19 protein-coding genes and 1 riboswitch are annotated in these 17,989 nt (G+C 49.5%); of the genes, 16 read left to right on the plus strand and 3 right to left on the minus strand.

Annotated elements, in window-relative coordinates; translation table 11 throughout:
* Positions 1 to 57 precede the first annotated feature (57 nt).
* From PHF27_RS08020 to PHF27_RS08040, 5 genes are all read left to right on the plus strand, one after another.
* Positions 58 to 1,092 carry a hypothetical protein gene (locus PHF27_RS08020; protein WP_300068251.1) on the plus strand — a complete coding sequence of 345 codons (1,035 nt, stop codon included), beginning with the start codon at positions 58 to 60 and terminating at the stop codon, positions 1,090 to 1,092.
* On the plus strand, positions 1,089 to 1,889 hold the full coding sequence (locus PHF27_RS08025; protein WP_300068254.1) for a homocitrate synthase: 801 nt from the start codon (positions 1,089 to 1,091) through the stop codon (positions 1,887 to 1,889). Before PHF27_RS08020 ends, PHF27_RS08025 begins: the two co-directional genes overlap by 4 nt.
* 222 nt (positions 1,890 to 2,111) lie before the next feature.
* Positions 2,112 to 2,963, plus strand: a complete 852-nt coding sequence (locus PHF27_RS08030; RefSeq protein WP_300068256.1) for an AraC family transcriptional regulator — start codon at positions 2,112 to 2,114, stop codon at positions 2,961 to 2,963.
* A gap of 28 nt (positions 2,964 to 2,991) precedes the next feature.
* Entirely contained in the window at positions 2,992 to 3,657 is a 666-nt protein-coding gene (locus PHF27_RS08035) for a phenylalanine--tRNA ligase beta subunit-related protein (RefSeq protein ID WP_300068259.1), read from the plus strand.
* Positions 3,658 to 3,807: 150 nt separating this feature from the next.
* Positions 3,808 to 3,990 carry an SAP domain-containing protein gene (locus tag PHF27_RS08040; protein WP_300068298.1) on the plus strand — a complete coding sequence of 61 codons (183 nt, stop codon included), beginning with the start codon at positions 3,808 to 3,810 and terminating at the stop codon, positions 3,988 to 3,990.
* A 24-nt stretch (positions 3,991 to 4,014) separates the two neighbouring features.
* Here the strand turns inward: PHF27_RS08040 and PHF27_RS08045 are convergent, their stop codons facing one another.
* On the minus strand, positions 4,015 to 4,431 hold the full coding sequence (locus PHF27_RS08045; protein WP_300068262.1) for a MerR family transcriptional regulator: 417 nt from the start codon (positions 4,429 to 4,431) through the stop codon (positions 4,015 to 4,017).
* Between the two features lie 73 nt (positions 4,432 to 4,504).
* On the opposite strand from PHF27_RS08045, the gene PHF27_RS08050 reads away from it, so the two are divergent.
* From PHF27_RS08050 to PHF27_RS08060, 3 genes are all read left to right on the plus strand, one after another.
* The gene (locus tag PHF27_RS08050; RefSeq protein ID WP_300068265.1) at positions 4,505 to 4,903 is read left to right on the plus strand and encodes a carboxymuconolactone decarboxylase family protein; all 399 of its coding nucleotides are present in this window, start codon (positions 4,505 to 4,507) and stop codon (positions 4,901 to 4,903) included.
* A 510-nt stretch (positions 4,904 to 5,413) separates the two neighbouring features.
* Entirely contained in the window at positions 5,414 to 6,208 is a 795-nt protein-coding gene (locus PHF27_RS08055; protein ID WP_300068268.1) for an aldolase/citrate lyase family protein, read from the plus strand.
* On the plus strand, positions 6,198 to 6,383 hold the full coding sequence (locus PHF27_RS08060; protein WP_300068271.1) for a hypothetical protein: 186 nt from the start codon (positions 6,198 to 6,200) through the stop codon (positions 6,381 to 6,383). The genes PHF27_RS08055 and PHF27_RS08060 overlap by 11 nt, the downstream gene beginning before the upstream one ends.
* A gap of 100 nt (positions 6,384 to 6,483) precedes the next feature.
* On the opposite strand, the gene PHF27_RS08065 is transcribed toward PHF27_RS08060, so the two are convergent.
* The gene (locus PHF27_RS08065; RefSeq protein ID WP_300068272.1) at positions 6,484 to 7,116 is read right to left on the minus strand and encodes a hypothetical protein; all 633 of its coding nucleotides are present in this window, start codon (positions 7,114 to 7,116) and stop codon (positions 6,484 to 6,486) included.
* Positions 7,117 to 7,455: 339 nt separating this feature from the next.
* On the opposite strand from PHF27_RS08065, the gene PHF27_RS08070 reads away from it, so the two are divergent.
* From PHF27_RS08070 to PHF27_RS08080, 3 genes are all read left to right on the plus strand, one after another.
* Complete coding sequence (locus PHF27_RS08070) at positions 7,456 to 7,893, plus strand: C-GCAxxG-C-C family protein (RefSeq protein ID WP_300068274.1); 438 nt, start codon at positions 7,456 to 7,458, stop codon at positions 7,891 to 7,893.
* A 160-nt stretch (positions 7,894 to 8,053) separates the two neighbouring features.
* Positions 8,054 to 9,901 carry an APC family permease gene (locus tag PHF27_RS08075; protein WP_300068276.1) on the plus strand — a complete coding sequence of 616 codons (1,848 nt, stop codon included), beginning with the start codon at positions 8,054 to 8,056 and terminating at the stop codon, positions 9,899 to 9,901.
* Between the two features lie 278 nt (positions 9,902 to 10,179).
* Entirely contained in the window at positions 10,180 to 11,289 is a 1,110-nt protein-coding gene (locus PHF27_RS08080) for a hypothetical protein (protein WP_300068278.1), read from the plus strand.
* A 61-nt stretch (positions 11,290 to 11,350) separates the two neighbouring features.
* Here PHF27_RS08080 and PHF27_RS08085 read toward each other — a convergent pair whose 3' ends face one another.
* Positions 11,351 to 12,262: an AraC family transcriptional regulator gene (locus PHF27_RS08085; protein ID WP_300068280.1), complete on the minus strand. Its 912-nt coding sequence runs from the start codon at positions 12,260 to 12,262 to the stop codon at positions 11,351 to 11,353.
* A gap of 153 nt (positions 12,263 to 12,415) precedes the next feature.
* Here PHF27_RS08085 and PHF27_RS08090 point away from each other — a divergent pair, with 153 nt between their 5' ends.
* The 5 genes from PHF27_RS08090 to PHF27_RS08110 all read left to right on the plus strand — a co-directional run bounded on the left by PHF27_RS08090 (position 12,416) and on the right by PHF27_RS08110 (position 17,923).
* Positions 12,416 to 13,630 (plus strand): MFS transporter, encoded by a 1,215-nt coding sequence (locus PHF27_RS08090; RefSeq protein ID WP_300068283.1) that lies wholly within the window; start codon positions 12,416 to 12,418, stop codon positions 13,628 to 13,630.
* Positions 13,631 to 13,862: 232 nt separating this feature from the next.
* Positions 13,863 to 13,947: riboswitch (cyclic di-GMP riboswitch) on the plus strand.
* 85 nt (positions 13,948 to 14,032) lie between these two features.
* The gene (locus PHF27_RS08095) at positions 14,033 to 14,209 is read left to right on the plus strand and encodes a hypothetical protein (RefSeq protein ID WP_300068286.1); all 177 of its coding nucleotides are present in this window, start codon (positions 14,033 to 14,035) and stop codon (positions 14,207 to 14,209) included.
* A 12-nt stretch (positions 14,210 to 14,221) separates the two neighbouring features.
* Positions 14,222 to 15,472, plus strand: a complete 1,251-nt coding sequence (locus tag PHF27_RS08100; RefSeq protein ID WP_300068289.1) for an EAL domain-containing protein — start codon at positions 14,222 to 14,224, stop codon at positions 15,470 to 15,472.
* 22 nt (positions 15,473 to 15,494) lie between these two features.
* A complete protein-coding gene (locus PHF27_RS08105) occupies positions 15,495 to 15,989 on the plus strand; it encodes a UPF0158 family protein (RefSeq protein ID WP_300068292.1) in 495 nt (164 codons plus the stop codon).
* Between the two features lie 212 nt (positions 15,990 to 16,201).
* A complete protein-coding gene (locus tag PHF27_RS08110) occupies positions 16,202 to 17,923 on the plus strand; it encodes a methyl-accepting chemotaxis protein (protein WP_300068295.1) in 1,722 nt (573 codons plus the stop codon).
* Positions 17,924 to 17,989 lie beyond the last annotated feature (66 nt).

Below are 17,989 nucleotides of genomic sequence, written 5' to 3' on the forward strand. Positions count from 1 at the left end.
GTGTTTTTGCAAGGTAAATAGGACAGATAAAATCGGCAGGAGCGGGAAGGTGAGAGCATGGCGCAGGATGTATTGTTTATCGATCAAACGCTGCGCGAAGCAGCGTCGTTAGGGCCTGCGGCGGTGAGGGCCATCTTAAAAGAAATGAAGCATCTGCAGATTTCTTTATTGGATGTGCCGATGGCGCTAAATAAATCGCTGCCCTTGCGGACGCAGCCGGAGTTTTTTCGAGCCGTGCTGCCGTTGGAGCAAGGAGCGGCGACAGAGGCGGCGCAACAAGGTTTTCGTCAGGTTCTGTTTTCGTGCTCGTTGCAGCAAGGGTTGCCAGCACATACGGTAGAAGTGCTGCACGAAGCGAAAATGCAAAAACTGCGAGCGACGCTGCTAGTAGAAGATGCCTCGCTGGCGTCGGGCCTTCTGTGGCAGGCGGTGCTGCCCATGCTCTGCGCTGCCGGTTTAGAAGGCCTTGCTTTTAAGGACTCCTCTGCAATATTGCAGCCTTTGCGCTTACAGGAACATTTGGATCTATTGCAGCAGCAATGGCCGCAATTAACGCTGGAATTTCACGCTTCCAACCAAAAACAGCTGGCTACAGCGAACGTTTGGGCTGCGTGGCAAGCCGGCGTGCGCCGCCTTGCCGTTTCCATTGGAGGGAAGAATAACAGCGCTCCATGGGAAGAGGTACTGCTGCTTTTGCGACAGATGGGGGAGCTGGAACTTTCCGTACCTGCCAATATGGCCCAACGCAGCCGCTGGCTGTTGCAACTCTTGGGTGAAGAGGTAGCGCCCAACAAAGCGGTTATCGGAGAAAATATTTTTGCGCATGAATCAGGCTTGCATGTAGCAGGCGTTGCCAAAGACGCATCTCTTTATGAAGCATTTCCGCCGGAACTGGTAGGGTTAGAGCGAAAAATTGTGCTAGGTAAGCATTCCGGGACAACCTCGTTGCGCGTAAAATTCAAGGAACTAGGGCTGCCTTTCCCCAGCCGGGCGGAAGCCTTGCTGATTAAAATACGCGCCTTGGCGGTAGCGCGCAAACGGGCTATTTCCGATGAGGAACTGCTGTCCTTGTGGCGGGAGGAAACAGCATGAGCGTACGTTTTGTTGATACAACCTTGCGTGACGGGGAGCAGCAGGCCGGTCTTGCTTTTAGCGCAGCTGACAAGCTGCGCATTGCACATTTGCTGGCTGGCGCTGGCGTTGCGGCTATTGAAGCCGGTACTCCTATTATGGGGGCTGCCGAGCAGGAAGCTTTACGCGGCATTGTTCAACAGCGGCTTTCTTGTCCCGTAGTGGCCTGGAATCGCGCCAGGAAGGAGGACATAGACGCCTCCGTGGCCTGCGGCTTTGAGTGGGTGCATATTTCCGTTCCCGTTTCAGACTATCATTTGGTGAAAAAAATGCGCCGCAGTCGCTCCTGGCTGCTAGGGCAGTTGGCGCAAAGTATTCCTTACGCCAAATCTTGGGGCTGCCGGGTGACGGTGGGTGCGGAGGACGCTTCCCGGGCGGACCCGCACTTCTTTTTAGAGGTGGCGCGCTTAGCAGCGGGGCTGGGAGCGGAACGCATTCGCTACGCCGACACGGTGGGCTGTCTAGAGCCCTTTGGAGTATATGAAAAAATGAAGACTCTTGGTGAGTATTGTCCCTTGCCGATTGAATTTCATGGACATAACGATTTTGGATTGGCTGTGGCCAATACGCTGGCGGCCATTGAAGCGGGCATTGAATGGGTAAGCGTCACGGTAGGCGGCATTGGCGAGCGGGCGGGGAATGCTTCGTTGGAAGGAGTGCAAGAAGCGTTGACTCTTGCGACGGCGCAGAAAAGCAGTATGAAAGCGGATTTGCTGCCGGCCTTGCGCGGTGAGGTGCAATTAGCCTGCGGGAGCTAGAAAGAACGAAGGATTGAACAAGAGAATCAGAGTCACGTGAGGGTACGCAGGAGAAGGAATAAAACGGTTTTAAAGTCCTGGCGGAACGCTTATTAAAGCTGCGGTTCCCTGGGGAAAATATGAGGATTATTCTCGCGACTCTTGTTCCATCTTTCTTCTGTTGTCTTCTGGCGCGGAAGTCTGTGATAGAATAAAGGAAAAGAGGGAGCGGAGGCGAGAGCATTGGCAGATCTGAGTAAGGAGCGCATAAAATTTTGGCGTCCCCGGCAATTGCCGCAGGTGGAACTGCTGCATGCCTCCTATGTTAAGCAGTCTTTCTCCCGCCATTTTCACGATGGTTTTGCTTTGGGCGTAGTAGAGCAGGGGGCGCTGCGTTTTTCCTACCGGGGCGAACGCTTGACGGCTTTTCCCGGCTGCGTCAACTTAGTTATTCCCGGCGAGGCTCATGATGGCGAAGCCGCTGGCGCGGATGGCTGGACGTATCGCATGTTTTATCTGGATAATGCCGTAATGGAGCGCGCGGTGTTCGAACTGTCCGGTAAAGAAAAGCAACTGCCCTTTATTGCCGCCGGCGTGCTGGAAGATACCGCGCTCGCTTTCGCTATCGCTAGGTTGCATCAACAGCTAGAAACGGATGAACTGCCCCTTTTGGAACAGCAAAGCCGTCTGCTTTCGCTTCTGACGATGTTCGTCGCTCGCTATGGAGAAAAACGGAGCCAACGAAACTGGGCAGCCGATGCGAAGGCCGTTACGATGGTGAAAGACTATCTTGAGGCTATGTATGCGAGCAATGTTTCCTTAGAAGAATTGTCCCTCCTTTGCGGCCTGAGTTCATTTCATATGCTGCGTCAGTTCCGGGCTGCCGTGGGAGTGCCTCCTCATGCGTATCTTAAGCAAGTGCGGGTGCGTCAAGCGAAGAGCCTTTTGCGGCAAGGGCTGCCTTTAGCCTATGTGGCGCAGGAAACCGGTTTTGCCGATCAATGTCATTTTTCTAGGCAGTTCAAGCAGATTGCCGGCGTCAGTCCGAAACAATACAGCAAGAACGTGCAAGAAAAAATCTCCTCTACGCGTTAGCATAAAATACGAGGGGAGATGAAAGTGTATGTTGGTAGTAACGGAGAATTGGCGTCGCCAGTATGCAGGTGCTTCCATGGGACTATTGGTGGTGGAAAATGCGCAGTGTTTAGGGCGTTCTGAAGCGCTGGAACAGCAGCGGCGGCAAGTGGAAAAAGAGTTGAGGGAGGCCTTTGGGTCCAAAGAGGAATTGGATGCTTCGGCCGTGTTGGCGGCTTATAGCCAATACTATAAGCAATTTAAAAAAACGTATCATGTGCGGCAGCAATTAGAATCGGTGATTTTCAAAGGGAAAAGCATCCCGTCTGTGACGCCTTTGGTGGAAGCTATGTTTATGGCGGAATTGAAAAATGGCCTCCTTACGGCAGGCCATGATTTGGAGCAGGTACAAGGTTTGCTGACGCTGGATGCGGCGTCAGCAGATGAATCGTATGTGTTGCTCAATGGCAAGGAACAGGCGCTAAAGGCGCAGGACATGTTTTTGCGGGATGACGTAAGCGTTCTTTCCAGCATTATCTATGGGCCGGATCAAAGAACTCGCATAAGGCCAGAGACGAAAAATGCTGTTTTTACCGTATATGCGCCAGAGGGTGTTTCTCGGAAAAACGTGGAACAGCATTTGGAGGATATTTATAGCTATGTAAGATTGGCGGCGCCGCAAGCTTTGCGAAGAGAACAGAAAGTATATGGATGAAAATCCCCTGCCGGCACAGTAGGCGCTGGCAGGGGATTCCTATTTAAAAGAGGAAATGCAACAGTTGTGTCGAAGAAATGAAAAATGGTCGAGAAAAATGTACTGTTAGCAAAGGGGTTCTCTTTGGTTAAAGGAGGAGTTTCAGTGAAAATGGTGCAAGTGCAGGAATTGGCGAGAAGCAGGGGACTTAAGCCTGGACGGCGAAAAAAGGCGGATTTAATTCACGCCATTCAGTGTGGAGAGGGAAACCGGCCTTGCTTCAACGAAGCGGGCTTGGTCTGCGGACAGGCGGATTGTCTGTGGCGAGACGACTGCAGCGCCGCTAAGATGTAAATGGGTTTAATAGTGTTTATCTTATCAAGGGTTCCCTGCATAGGGGCTCTTTTTTTGTCTATAAATGCAGCTTGTTCGTTCCTCTTTTTGCAGCGCTTGACGATAGAAAGTCAGTTTTTCATCGAGCTTGCGCAAGTTGTTTTCTAGCTTTTGCCGTTCCTCTAAGACGGTTTGGTGATGTTGTTCCAACATCGTTAAACGTTCCTGCAAGGTGCTGTCTCCCTGGTAGCGCAACTGCGCATAGCGGCGGATTTCCCGGATGGGCATGCCTGTTTCCTTAAGACGCTTGATAAAATGGAGCCATTCGACATCTTGCTCGGTGTACACGCGACGTCCGGCGGCGTCCCGCTGCACGGACAGCAGTCCTTCCTGCTCGTAGTAGCGCAGCGTAGGGCCAGTGAGGCCAGTCAACTTCGAAAATTGTCCAATTGCATATCCCATAAAAAAACTCCTTGACTTCAAGTTTGCTTTAAGTACTATGCTTTTAGTATAGCAAGTGAAGGAGGCTAAAACAATGCAAGAAGAACGTTGGATAAAAGGATGGGAAAGACTGGCGGAGGTGGACGGCCATGCCGGTGCAATGGTGGTGGAGGGCCTCAAAGACATTGCGCCAGACTTAGGGCGCTATATTGTAGAGTTTGCTTTTGGCGATGTGTACTGTCGCGAAGGTCTTGATCTGCAGGAACGAGAAATGATTACACTAGCCACCTTGCTGACCCTGGGCGGCTGTGAGACACAACTAGAGGTGCATCTGCATGGCGCGTTGAATGTAGGCGTGACGCCGCAGAAGATTATAGAAACCTTTTTGCAGTGCATTCCCTACACCGGTTTTCCTAGAGTGCTCAATGCCGTGACGGTAGCCAAGCGGATTTTTAAAGAGCGCCAAGTGTCGCTGGAGGCAAAGGAAATTTAACATATGACGTAGAAACCAAAGAAGCATTGAGTCATTCTGTGCTTCTTTTTCACGTTTGCAAGAATTTATAAGTTTTGAGAGTCTGAAACAAGAGGAATGGCAGGGGGATAACGAACCGCGAAAAACGCGAAAAACGCGAAAGGGCTTTATGGTTCAGGGGGACGGTTCTCCTGAACCATTTTAGCGGCGGCATAACTGTATTTGAGACAAGATTTCCGCGCGACTCGCAAAAACAGGAGTCGCCGGCAGTTCCGCGAACTCGCTGGCGCTCAGACATACGGAACTTTTCTCCGTCGCCTCCTGTTTTTGCGTCCTGCGGATCGTCTTGCTCCAATAAAAGTCTCAAATACAGTCACGGCCACCGCAACTTCAATCGTACCCTCCCTCTACTCCCTTTACTCCTGTTGAAAATTATACTGCGTAACCCTCATTCGTACCCTCCCGTGACTCCCGCGACTCTTGTTCAAATGTTCGTTTTCTGTTTTATTTGCTGATTTGGAGGAATGTAAGATGAGACGCAACACCATGAAAGAAAAACTGCAAAAAGGAGAGCTAGTCACCGGCTGCATGCTGCAGGGATATCTGCCGTCGCTGGTGGAAATCTGCGGTTTGGCCGGGTTTGATTTTGTCTTTTTAGACGCGGAGCACGGGCCATTATCGCCGGGGGACTGCGAAGGCCTCGTGCGGGCGGCGGAGGTTCGGGGCATTACGCCGCTGGTGCGGGTGCCGGATTTGCAGGAGAGCACGCTGCTGCGGTATCTGGACGTAGGGGCCATGGGCGTAATCTTGCCGGGGGTGTCCAGCGTGCAAGAAGCCAGGGAGGCTGTGGCGGCGGTAAAGTATCATCCGTTGGGAAAACGGGGGCTGAACGGCGTGCGCGCTTCCGGTTACGGTATGGAGCGTCCTTTGGCGGATTATGCGCAGGAGGCCAATCGGGAAACAGTGGTGCTGGCGATTATCGAAAATACGACGGCCATGGAAGCGTTGCCGGAGATTTTGCAGGTAGAAGGGGTGGACGGCTTGATTTTTGGCGCGATGGATTATTCGCAAGCAGTGGGCGTGCCAGGACAAGGCCAGCATCCGCTGGTGCAAGAAGGCTATGAAAAATTGTTGGCGGCGGGGCGGAACTTTGGAAAACCCGTAGGGACGGTGGTGCGCGCTGGTGAAACGCTGGAACGGCATGTGCAGCAAGGAGCCAGGCTTTTATTGACCAGCGCTTTTGGCCTTTTTGGCAGGGAAGCGCGCCGGTTTGTACAGACAGTACAGCAAGAAGCGGCTAAAGGGAGTGAAAACGATGGCAACTAGCCATGTGATTGCCCGGGCGGCAGGGGAAGAAACGCTTAAGGAACGCTGCTGGCGGCAATGTCGGAATTGCGGCCAAAAATTTGAGCAGTATCGTCAGATGTTTAGCCTCAAAAAAGAAACCGTCTCCTGTCCGCATTGCGGCAAGGAGACGGAAACGTCGGAGCTGCTGGACTGAGAAACAAGAGGATGAACAGGAGTGGAGGGAGTAGAGTGAGGGTATGCAGGAAGGTTACGGGGAACAGCAGGCATGCAGGGATTAACGGGAGAGTCAGAGGTTACGGAAAGAACGTCTGCTGATTGAAATCTTCCACTACTTTTTTTGTGCCGCTGTGAATGGCGAATTCCGTGGCGTCGGAGAAGTCGAATAGGCCTTGTTCATTAGAGAGCTCCTTAAAGGTAAGGTTAAAGACGTATTCGCGTTTTTTTACATCTACTAAGGCCGCGCGCAGCGTGATCTGAGCGGAAACCTCGGTGTAATGGCTATAGTAGCCGTTGTTGTAGTTGTGGTGTTCTTCTTTCTGTAATTTTGCTTTAGGGAGCAGCACTAAGAGGAAGTCGAGATTATGCTTAGTGCCGTAATCTAAGAGGATGGGCAGTTTTAGCTCGCGCAGCAGACCCTGGTCGGTGCTGATTTCCTGGTTGTTGATGAAGTTGACAAAGTCAACATCGGTGGCGGTGTTGTTTAGGGCATACTTGCCGGCGATTTTCTGTATAGCGGTGCCGCGTAAAAGATTTAGGGATTTGTTGTGGCAAAATTCTTTGTAGTCGTCTGTGGGGACCAGGCAAAAACCAAGCGTGCGGAGCGTGGGCGCGGCTGCCGGCGGCGCTTCGTTGGCCAGAACGACAGAACCTGTAAGCAGGCTTACTGCGCAGAGGGTCAAAAATAGAGTTCGGAAGAAGCGGTTCATTATTTTCACTCCTTGTTATGACAATGTATACACTAAAAAGATTCTATACGCACCAGAGTATTCCTTTTTTGCACATAAAACAGCCGTGCGGCTAATGCGCTGCACGGCTGTTATTTGTTTGGTATAAATCATGGCAGCCACTGAGCGAGAAACGTCGCCGAATTCACTTTGGTCGGCCAGGCTGGCCTCGGAGACATCGTGAGAAAAGTCGCCGGTTGCGATGGTGGTAATAAATTATTGAAATTGATAGAAATAAAAAGACAAGCAAGCAGGAAACAGCAGACAAATCATGAAATCTTACCGATAGTACGATGAATGATGAAAGAGAGAGTGAACTTTATGAGTAACGAAAAGCGAGTACAACAGGCTGTAGATGCCTTTATGAACGGGAAATCTTGTTCTCAGGCGGTGTTCTGCGTGTACGGCCCGGCCTTGGGAATTGCAGAAGAAGCGGCGCTGCGCATTTCCGGGGCTTTTGGCGGCGGCATGGGCAATCTGTCCGAGGCTTGCGGCGCTGCAACCGGCGCGTTTATGGCGATCGGGGCCAAAGGGCTGCCGAAGGAAGAAACCTATAAGCTGGTACAGGCTTTTGCCAAAGAGTTTCAAGCAAAATACGGGTCTCTTCACTGCACAAACCTCCTGGGGTTTGATTTGAGCACCGAAAACGGCCGTGAGGGGCGCAAAAACAGCGGTCTTGGTCATGAGTATTGTGCGCAGTATGTGCAAGGCGCAGCGGAGATACTGGAAAAGCTCTTGTTTTCTGAAGCAACAAAATAGATATGTAAAAATAAATGTGTCTTTTGGGAAAATAAGGCGATCTGAAGTTAGAAAGAAAAAATAAGATTTATTGACGTTGCTGCCTTCTTTTGCTATATTGAGTCGGTATGGCTTATTGCGATGTAGCAAATGAATGCTTGAAAGTACGAGGTGGTACTTTATGATGCGCTGGGTAAGACGGGCTTTGATTGGCAGACCTTTGCACAATCGAGAGCTTGCGCATGAGAAATTGCCTAAATGGAAGGCACTGTCAATTTTTTCTTCGGACGCACTGTCTTCGGTAGCGTACGGTCCGGAACAGATTATGATTACCTTGGTAGCCGCGCCTGGCATTGTCGCCTACGGCTACATGTCGCCGGTGGCATTGTCAATTTTATTGTTGCTGGCGATTGTTGTTTTGTCCTATGTCCAGGTGGCTAAAGCCAATCCGGGCGGCGGCGGCGCCTATGCGGTAGCCAAGAAAAATCTTGGTGAGATGCCGGCGCTGGTGGCGGCAGGCTCGGTATTTGCTGATTACGTGCTTACCGCTGCAGTGAGCGTGTCGGCGGGCACGGCGGCGATTATCTCAGCCTTTCCCGAATTGTCGGGGAATGAAGTATCCTTAGACTTAGCGGTGCTTTTCGGTATCTTGATGATAGTAAATCTGCGGGGTGTGCGCGAGTCATCCAACGCTTTCGTGATCCCGACCTATGCTTTTTTGCTGGGAATCGTGGTTTTGATTGGCGTTGGCGTGTGGAAATCGATTTTTGAGGCGCCCTATGTGCTGCCTGCAGCTTCTATGGCCAAACAGCAGCTCGATTGGGCGATGCTGTTTTTAGTCTTGCGGGCCTTTGCGAACGGCTGTAGTTCGATGACAGGCGTAGAGGCCATCGCCGACAGCGTGCCGATGTTCCGTTCGCCCGAGGCGCGCAATGCCGCTGTTACAACCTACTGGATGGCTGGTATTCTTGGTTTTATGTTTATTGGTATCTCCTATTTGATTATGCATTATCATATCATGCCGATAGCGGAAGTAACGGCGATGTCACAGCTGGCGGAGCAGATTTTTGAGCGCTCGCCTATGTATTTCTATATCCAGATTACCACGATGCTGGTGTTGTATTTGGCCGCTAATACGGCCTATAATGGCTTGCCGGTGCTCATGTCCATTGTGGCTAAGGATGGCTATATGCCTCGCTATCTGGCTGCTCGTGGTGAGCGGCTGACCTTTTCTAACGGCATAATTTTGCTGACTGTGGCGGCAGGTCTTTTAATCGTCGCCTTTCAGGGCAACACCGAGCATTTGATTTCTCTTTACGCCATCGGCGTATTCATTTCCTTTACTGTGGCCCAAAGCAGCATGGTGGTGCATTGGAACCGTGAACGTGGCGCAGGTTGGCAGTTCCGAGCGTTTCTTAACGGTTTGGGAGCGACTGTGACCGGCATCATTGTAGCGGTTATTACGGCGACAAAATTCCTCTACGGCGCTTGGATTGTTCTTGTCTTTATTCCAATCATGATTTATATTTTCAAAGCGGTAAGGGCGCATTATAATGTGGTGGCGGACCAGCTTCACCTGCCGGAGGAGAGCTACAATAAAGGCGCTGAGGTTTTTCCTAAGGGTAAGCACATTATCATTGTGCCTGTGGCCACGCCGACGCGGGTGGTTTACAATACCATCAAATATGCTAAAACCATTGGTGATAATATTATTGCCGTTAATATCTCTGATAACGCAGAAGCGGAAAAGAAGCTGCGCGAAAAATGGCAGCTTTGGGATCCTGGGGTGGAACTGAAGATCATCCGCTCGCCCTTCCGGCTGCTCATGCGGCCGCTGATTCAGTTTATTGAAAAGAAGGAACGCGAAAAAGGTCCTGACGACTATATCACAGTTATTATTCCAGAGTTTGAAACAAGTAAGCCCTGGCATCGCTTTTTGCATGGCCAGACCGGCTTGTTCCTGCGCAATGCGTTGATTTGGAAAACCAATGTGATCGTCAGTACGGTTCCATATCACTTGAAAGACTAGAGAATAAAACGCAGCCTCGCGAGGGGCTGCGTTTTTCTGTACAGAGTTTATAAGTTACGAGAGTCCGGGAGCGGTTGGAGAATAAATTCGAGAGGCGTTGCTAACGAACCGCGAAAGACGCGAAAGACGCGAAAGTTTTTTATGGCAGGAGCGTTCGTTTTAATGTTAAGGGAATGTTAAATTTTGGGATGCCTATGAATTTCAGCAGGGATTGACCGGTATAAGCAGAATAAACTTTCCTTTGCCATAAATTTGAAGTGCAGAAAGGGGAATTTATTATGCTTACTACTTGGAAGCATCTTGCCAGTTCCAAAAAGAAATTTATTTTGTTGTTTTCGCTGGCGATACTTGTGCTGTATTCTTTTGTCACCTATTTCAGCGCCTCTACTTTGTATCAAAATATGATGCAAGCCGAGGCCAATCATGCGGCCCGCATGAATCAAACCGCCGCCGAGCCGGGCAAGACGCCGCCGGATCCGCTGCCGCCTGTCGGGGCGTATACGACGGTCAAGGTAGGCACCTATCTAGATGATATCGACAATTTTTCCATTCGAGATTCCTATTGGACAGCGAATCTTTATGTTTGGTTTAGCTGGCAAGGTGATAGAACCCTTGATCCTGGCGGTAAGTTTGTTCTTGTAGATGGAGTGATTAACAAGAAAGAATTGCTGGAAGAGTATCATGACGGCAATGGTGTTAATTACCAGCGTTACAAGGTAACGGCTAAACTTATCAAGTTTTTTGATACGACTCGCGTGCCGATTGAGAATCATATGCTGAACATTTATATTGAGGACGGCGCCCGGGATGGCTCCAAGGTGCGCTATGAAGCAGATGCGGCTTCTAATATCAGCTCACGGACGGCTATCCCCGGCTATAAGATTCTCGGCGGCCAAAACGTCGTTAAAACCCATACTTACAAATCCTCCTACGGCGATCCGCGGGTGACGGGAAACACTTCTAAAATCTTTTCCCAGTATATTTACGGTGTAAACATCAAACGCGTTGACTATGGCGTGTACATTAAAATTTTCTTATCTCTTTTTGCGGCTCTGGCGCTGACTTTGTCTTCTTTTTTCATTAAACCATCGGATATTGGGCCGCGCTTTTCGTTGCCGACGGCGGCTTATTTTGGTGCGGTAGCCAACTCGTATGGGGCTAATTCCATATTGCCTCCTTCGGGTTCTTTCGGTTTGGTGGATCATATTGCCGGCATCGGCCTGTTTACTATTTTTATGTCTATTGCGCTGTCGTTGTTTTCCCATTATCTTTTTGTGCGCAAAGACGAAAAAGAATTATCTGCTGTTTTTGACCGTGCCATGTTTGCGGCGGTTGGCATTGGCTGCTTGGCGGCCAACATCATTGTGCCTCTTTGCGCACGACTTTAATTCTAGGATGTACAACTGTTGTTGGTTTTTTTGCGGTAACAGACCGGCTGAGGTATATGTCTCAGTCGGTTTGTTTTTTTCGCAGTTCCGAAGGGGCGCGGTTCTGGTATTTTTTGAAGACGCGGCTGAAATAATTACTGTCGTCAAAGCCGACGGCAGCGGCTATCTCGGTAATGCTCAGGCGATCTTCCGTCAAGAGCGTGACGGCCTTGGTCGTACGGAGATAGTTGATGTAGTCCATCGGACGTTTGCCTGTGAGCGTTTTGAAAAGACGGCAGAAATGCTGCTCGCTGAGGTTGGCCAACGCAGCTAACTGGCTGAGGCGGATGGTTTCCTGGTAATGGGTGTCGACGTACTCTAGGGCTGTGCGCAGTTGAGCTAGGGAATGCTGGTGGCGCTGTAGTTCCGCCGCCGGCAAAGCCTTCCGCTGATAGTGGCGCAGCAAATGGACAAGCAGCAAGTAGAGCTGGGCTTTGATGGCTAGTTCCCAGCCTGATTGCAATTGCTGGTATTCTTCGGTGATGGTCTGGATGTAACGGCTTAAAAGCCGATCCGGAGGCAGTTTGTTCTGAAATAAGAGCGTCCCTTGGGCCAGCGGCGTTAGGTAGTTGAGTTGGCATAAGTCCTGCTGGCTGCTGGCCAGGAAAGGCAGGTCAATTTTTAGAATGACGTAGATCAATTGGTCGCTTTCAGTAACGCCGTAATGAAGCTCTTGACTGTTAATGATTAACGTATCGCCAGGTCCAAGGCGATTTAAACGGCCATTGCAGTGAATGAGAGCTTCTCCCTGTTCGCAATGCAGGACTTGCAAGGCTTCATGCCAGTGTTTTTCAAAGAGCGGTCCGGCCAACGTTCGTTTGCTGCGGGCGATTTTTACGGGAAAATCACGGTATAACGAAGCAGTCCAGTGGGTATTGTGGGTGATGTCGCCAGGGCGGGCGGCGCCGGGCCAGTATTCGCCGCTAGTAGGCATAGTAGACTCCTCCTTGAAGCAGTTTGTGTTCATATTATGCTAAAGATAACGAATATCCTTCATGACAATCATAATTATTCTCTATATGATAGTACTGTGTTCTAAAACAAATGGATTAAATTTATGCTAGAAATTTTGTAGAGGTGCAAGGATATGGAATATCTTCGTAATATGGACCGGAACTATTTGCTGTTTTTGCTGTCCACGGCCTTAGTCGGCGTGGCCCAGAGCGTGGACGGGTCGACGCTGACCAATTATTTGCGGGATGGTTTAGGCATGATGATCCTGGAGCGTTCGGCGCTGGAGTTTCCCAGGGAATTGCCAGGCTTGTTTATGGTAGGTATTATCGGCATGCTGGCATTTTTGGGAGATACCCGGACGATGATGCTGGGTAATCTTTTTTCCGCGGCAGGCATGTTCGCCTTGGGCATGATTCCGCCGGATTATGCCTTGGTAGTCGTCAGCATTTTCGTTTATAATGTCGGCACCCATATCTATATGCCCTTGTCCAACAGCATCGGCATGAGCTTTGCTTCGGCAAGCGACCTGGGGCGCAGCTTGGGGCGGATGAATGCCGTCAACACGCTTACATTGGTTCTCAGCAGCGCGGTGCTTTGGGTGCTCTTTACGTTTTGGCATATTTCCTACACAACGGCCTTTACGATTGGCGCGGTAGCTTTCGTTCTGGCGGCGGTGCCGTTGTTTTTTATGAAGCCTTTAGAGGGAACTCGCAAGACGCCTCGTTTCGTTTTTCGCAAAGAGTATAAGCTGTATTACTGGCTGAGTGTGCTCTTTGGCGCGCGTAAGCAGATTTTCATTACCTTCGGCCCCTGGGTATTGGTAGATATTTTCCGTCAGCCTGTAGCGACCATGACCATGCTGTTCTTCATCGTTTCTATTGCGGGCATTTTTGTGAAGCCCTGGATTGGCTCGGTTATTGATCGATATGGCGAAAAACGTGTGTTGAGCGGCGAAGCCATCTGCTTCTTTTTGGTTTGTCTGGGCTATGCTTTTGCGGCGGATTTTCTGCCCTATTCGTGGGCGCTGCTGCTTATCTGCTTTTGCTATGTCGTTGACCAAGCGCTGAACGCGGTCAGCATGGCCCGGGCTACGTATATGCGTAAAATCGCCTTAGTGCCGGAAGATATTTCACCCAGCCTTTCCTTGGGTACCAGTATCGACCACTTGGTGACCATGGTGCTGCCTATTTTAGGCGGTTTTGTCTGGTACAACAGCGGTCCGGATGGCTATAAATATGTATTCTTGGGCGGGGCGGCCATTGCGCTCTTGAACTTTATCTCAACGCGCTTTATCCGCATTGGCGGGGCCAAAGAGGAAGCGGTTGCCGCAGGCAGCCAAAAGAGATAAGAACTATAAAAGACTCTTTTTTGCAGGAAGAATATTTTTATAATTTTAGAAACGTCTATAGATAAAGAGGTGCAAAACATTAGGACTTAAGTCTTGAAAATGAACATAACAGTAAAAAAATGGGAGGTTTTATACTTTTTTAAAGTGAAGAGCCTTGACGGCAGTCTTAAGAAAACGATACACTTATTTCAAGAATTCTTGAAGATTTTTTTGATACAAGCATGTACCATAAAATTGAAAAAGGCAAACTTGCTGAAAGGCAAGGACGCAAAGCCATGGATCTACGGACAGATGTCTATGATCGCCAGGTTGCCGATTTTTGTGTTGTTTCATAATTCGACACTGGCCAGATCCTGGCTGGTGTATTTTTTTTGCGGAGAAAAAGGTAAAGGAGGTTGGCGTATGCCAGAGGAAAGCATTTTGCTTCTTTTGGGACTTGTCGCTGCCATGTTGGCGGGATGCGGAGCAGCAGGCTGTTTTGTATCGAACACCTTGTCGGCGCGGAGCCGGTTTAAAAAATCAGCTAAATATGTGGACATGAATACCTTTCGTGTTCGCCCGGCTCCTCTAAAAAAGTAGGCAGGTGACGGCATGAATTGTAGAAAAACGCAAGAACAGCAAGAACAGATACATATTGCCAGGCAGCCTATTTTTGATATGCAGCGGCAGGTATATGGTTATGAGTTGTTATTTCGTCGTACTTTGCAGAATACATACGATGGTACGGATCCAGACCAAGCTACATTGGATGTAGTGACGAACAGTTTTTTATTGTTCGGAATTGATTCTTTAACGCGGGGCAAGCTCGCATTTATTAATTTTACGGCCAACAACTTGTTGACGAAGCTGCCTGCGATGCTGCCGCGTGAGCAAGTGGCGGTGGAAATTTTAGAAGATGTAAAACCGGATGAAGAAGTGCTGCGGCGTTGCAGCGAACTTAAAAGCGCCGGCTATATGCTGGTATTGGATGATTTTGTTTACAAAAAAGAACGATTGCCGTTGGTGGAACTGGCGGATATCGTAAAAATCGATTTTCGGGCTACTTCTGCGGCGGAGCGCCAGCAATGGCAGGCTTTTTTAGCTCCCTACGACCTTCGCCTTTTGGCGGAGAAAGTAGAAACGGAGGAAGAATTCCAGGAAGCTAGGGCTGCAGGCTATACATATGTTCAGGGGTATTATTTTTCCAAGCCGGCGTTGGTTTCCGGTAATGCGTTGCCGGCGTGTAAAGCGAATCATTTTAAGCTTCTTCAAGAATTTAGCCGGTCTGATTTGGAATTTGGCCAAATTGAAGCGGTTTTGCGCAAAGACGTATCTCTGTCGTACAATTTGCTGAAATTTATCAATTCGGCTCTATTCGGTTTTCGCCAGCCGATTCGCTCGTTGCGTCAGGCTATGGTCTTATTGGGCCATAAAGAGTTGAGCAAGTGGGGCGCTCTTGTAGCGTTGAAAGACATGGGCGTGGACAAGCCAGGAGAACTGATTTTGTCTTCGTTGGTGCGTGCGCGTTTTGGGGAGCAGCTGGCCATGCATTGTGTCGGAAAAATTTGCACGGCTGATGCATTTTTACTAGGCTTGTTTTCTCACTTAGATGCGTTATTGGACCGACCATTGGCGGATATATTGTCGGAAATACCAGTCAAAGAGGAAATCAAAAGAGCTTTTAACGAAGAATCGGAAGGCGTGTTAAGCCTATTGTACAATTTGATGCAAAAATACGAGCAAGGTCAGTGGCAGAGCGCCGCTGCCTACGCCCAAAAAATAGAGTTATCAGAAGGCCAGGTTCTCTTGGGATACCGGGAAGCGTTGAATTGGGCGCAGGATGTGTTCACAGGCAACTATTAAGAAAAAACGAGAGGTCTTGCAGATGATGACCGGATGTGTTTCTGTCTTTTTGGATCATATCATTGTCGCCTTATTAGCCCCGGATACTGCCGATTATTGTCAGTATCTGGACTTGGCTTCTGGTAGAGTGTTGGTATTGGGCGCCAAAGAAAAGAAACAAACGGGGCTAAGTGAGTGTTGTGAAGAAGGCTGGTCTTTGGTGGAACAGGAGCCGGAGCGGTTTATTCCATTGAGCCCTCTTGCGCCGCAGCAAGTGACTCCGTGGTATGGAGAGTTTGCGCAGGCGTGTTGTCAGGGAGTGCAACGGCAAGAATTGTTGCAATTGCTGGAAGGCAGCGGTTTTTTAGCTCGCTTTTACGACGCGCTGGCTTGTGATGATTTGCTGCGTGAGAGCTGGCGGCAGTTTGAAACGGAAAAAGTCCGCGCTTATTTTTTGACGTTGGTACCTGCAGCGGTGGCGGTAGAGTTTTGCGATTTTACAGCGCAAAAAGAAGAGGCTTTGAATGTTTTTGGTTAGACGAAGGAATGGAATAAAGCGGGTAGCGCGTTGACGTAAAAATAGTCTGCAGCTTTTGAGAAAGAGGCAGATTGTTTTTATGTGTTGAAAGAATATTATAAAACAAGGAAAATGTATTTTTTCTTTGGAGCGTTATTTAGGAAGGTTTTTTGCAAGGAAAGAAGAATTATCAGAAAATACAATAAATAAAATATAGAAAGCGAGGTATGAACATGGGGTGGTTGAATAACTTGAAAGTAGCGCAACGATTGGTGTTGTTAATCCTCGTTTTTGTAGTAGCCTTAGTGGGAGTTGGGGGTACTGGGTATTTTTATCTCAAGAAAACAAGTGATGCGATGGATGCGATGTACCGCGAGAAGATGCATGCGGTGGAATTGATTTTGGAGAATCGCATTCATATGCGGCGTATTGAAATGAGTATATTCGCCTTAATGCTGACTACGGATAATAACGAAAATCAAAAATTATTGACCATGGTGAGCGAACGAGATGCCGCTTTTGATAAGAATTTGGCGGACTTTGAAAAAATGCCTCTCACAAGCCAGCAGAAAGCGGAAGTGGACAGCATTCGCGCTACCTTGCAGTCCTATCGGCAGGTGAATAAGCAGGTTTTGGCCTTGGCCGGACAAAACAAGAATGCAGAAGCGTATCAAATTTTTAAAAGCCAGGCGGAGCCTTTGGGGCTTTCTTTTAACCAAGTGCTTGTGCAGTTGAGCGAGGATGTCAAAAAAGAAGCGACAGCGATGAATGAGCAGGGAAAAAAAGATTTTTCCCAAGCGTCGCTGACCTTCGCGATGATTCTGACAGCAGCGATTTTATTGGGCTTAGCGTTAGGCTGGACGATTACCAAACGGATTACCAGCCGCTTGTCGGCGACGGTGGTGTTTTTGGATCATGTGGCGGAGGGCGATTTTTCGCAAGAAGTGCCAGCCTCCAGTATGGCTGACAGAAGTGAATTCGGAGTGTTGGCGACTTCCGTGGATAAAATGAATCGCAGCATCGGGGCGTTAATTCGCAATTTGCTTAACACCGCGGAGCAATTAGCCGCGTCTTCTGAGGAGCTGACAGCCAGCGCGGATCAATCTGCGCAAGCGTCGAATCAAGTGGCGCAGTCCATTACGGAAGTGGCAAAAGGCTCGGATGAGCAACTGCGGGCGGCGGAACAGACAAGAGACATGGTAGAGCAAATGTCAAAAGGCATTGACCAAATGGCGCAAAATACGATGGTCGTGTCTGCGTCGGCGCAAAAAACGGAGACTGCTGCGGCGGAAGGCGAGCAGTCTGTGGGGCAGGCTGTCGCCCAAATGGGCATTATTGAAACAAAGACAGAAGCGACGGCAAATGTAATCGCTTCCTTAGAAGAGCGATCCAAGCAAATCGGGCAGATTGTAGAGGTTATTTCTACGATTGCGGCACAGACCAATCTGCTGGCGCTCAATGCAGCCATTGAAGCGGCTAGAGCCGGTGAGGCCGGTCGAGGCTTTGCCGTGGTCGCCGATGAGGTGCGCAAATTGGCGGAACAGTCTCAAGACGCGGCCAAACAGATTACGGAGCTCATAGGAGAAGTGCAAGGGCGGACCAATCAAGCGGTCTTGTTTATGAATGAAGGTCGGCGAGAAGTGGAGACCGGGGCGAAGGTGGTTAATTCCGCCGGACAAAGTTTTGCTGATATTTTGCGGATGGTACGGGAAATTTCGGCGGAAGTGCACGGAATTTCGGCGGCGACCGAAGAACTGACAAGCGGTACGCAACAGGTGGTTGGCGCGGCGCAGCGCATCAGCAAAGAGAGCCGTCAAGCGGCGGAACAAACGGAAACCATCTCGGCGGCGACCGAAGAACAGTCGGCCTCGATGGAAGAAATTGCGTCCGCGAGCAGGCATTTGGCCAATATGGCGGAAGGCTTGCAGGTGGCGGTGCAGAAATTCAAAATTTAAGAAACATTGTTTGACTTTTTTTTAGCAACCCCTTATAATTTGAATATATTCAAATTATAAGGGGTT

The organism is Anaeromusa sp., from assembly GCF_028691475.1.
Taxonomy (GTDB): domain Bacteria; phylum Bacillota; class Negativicutes; order Anaeromusales; family Anaeromusaceae; genus Anaeromusa.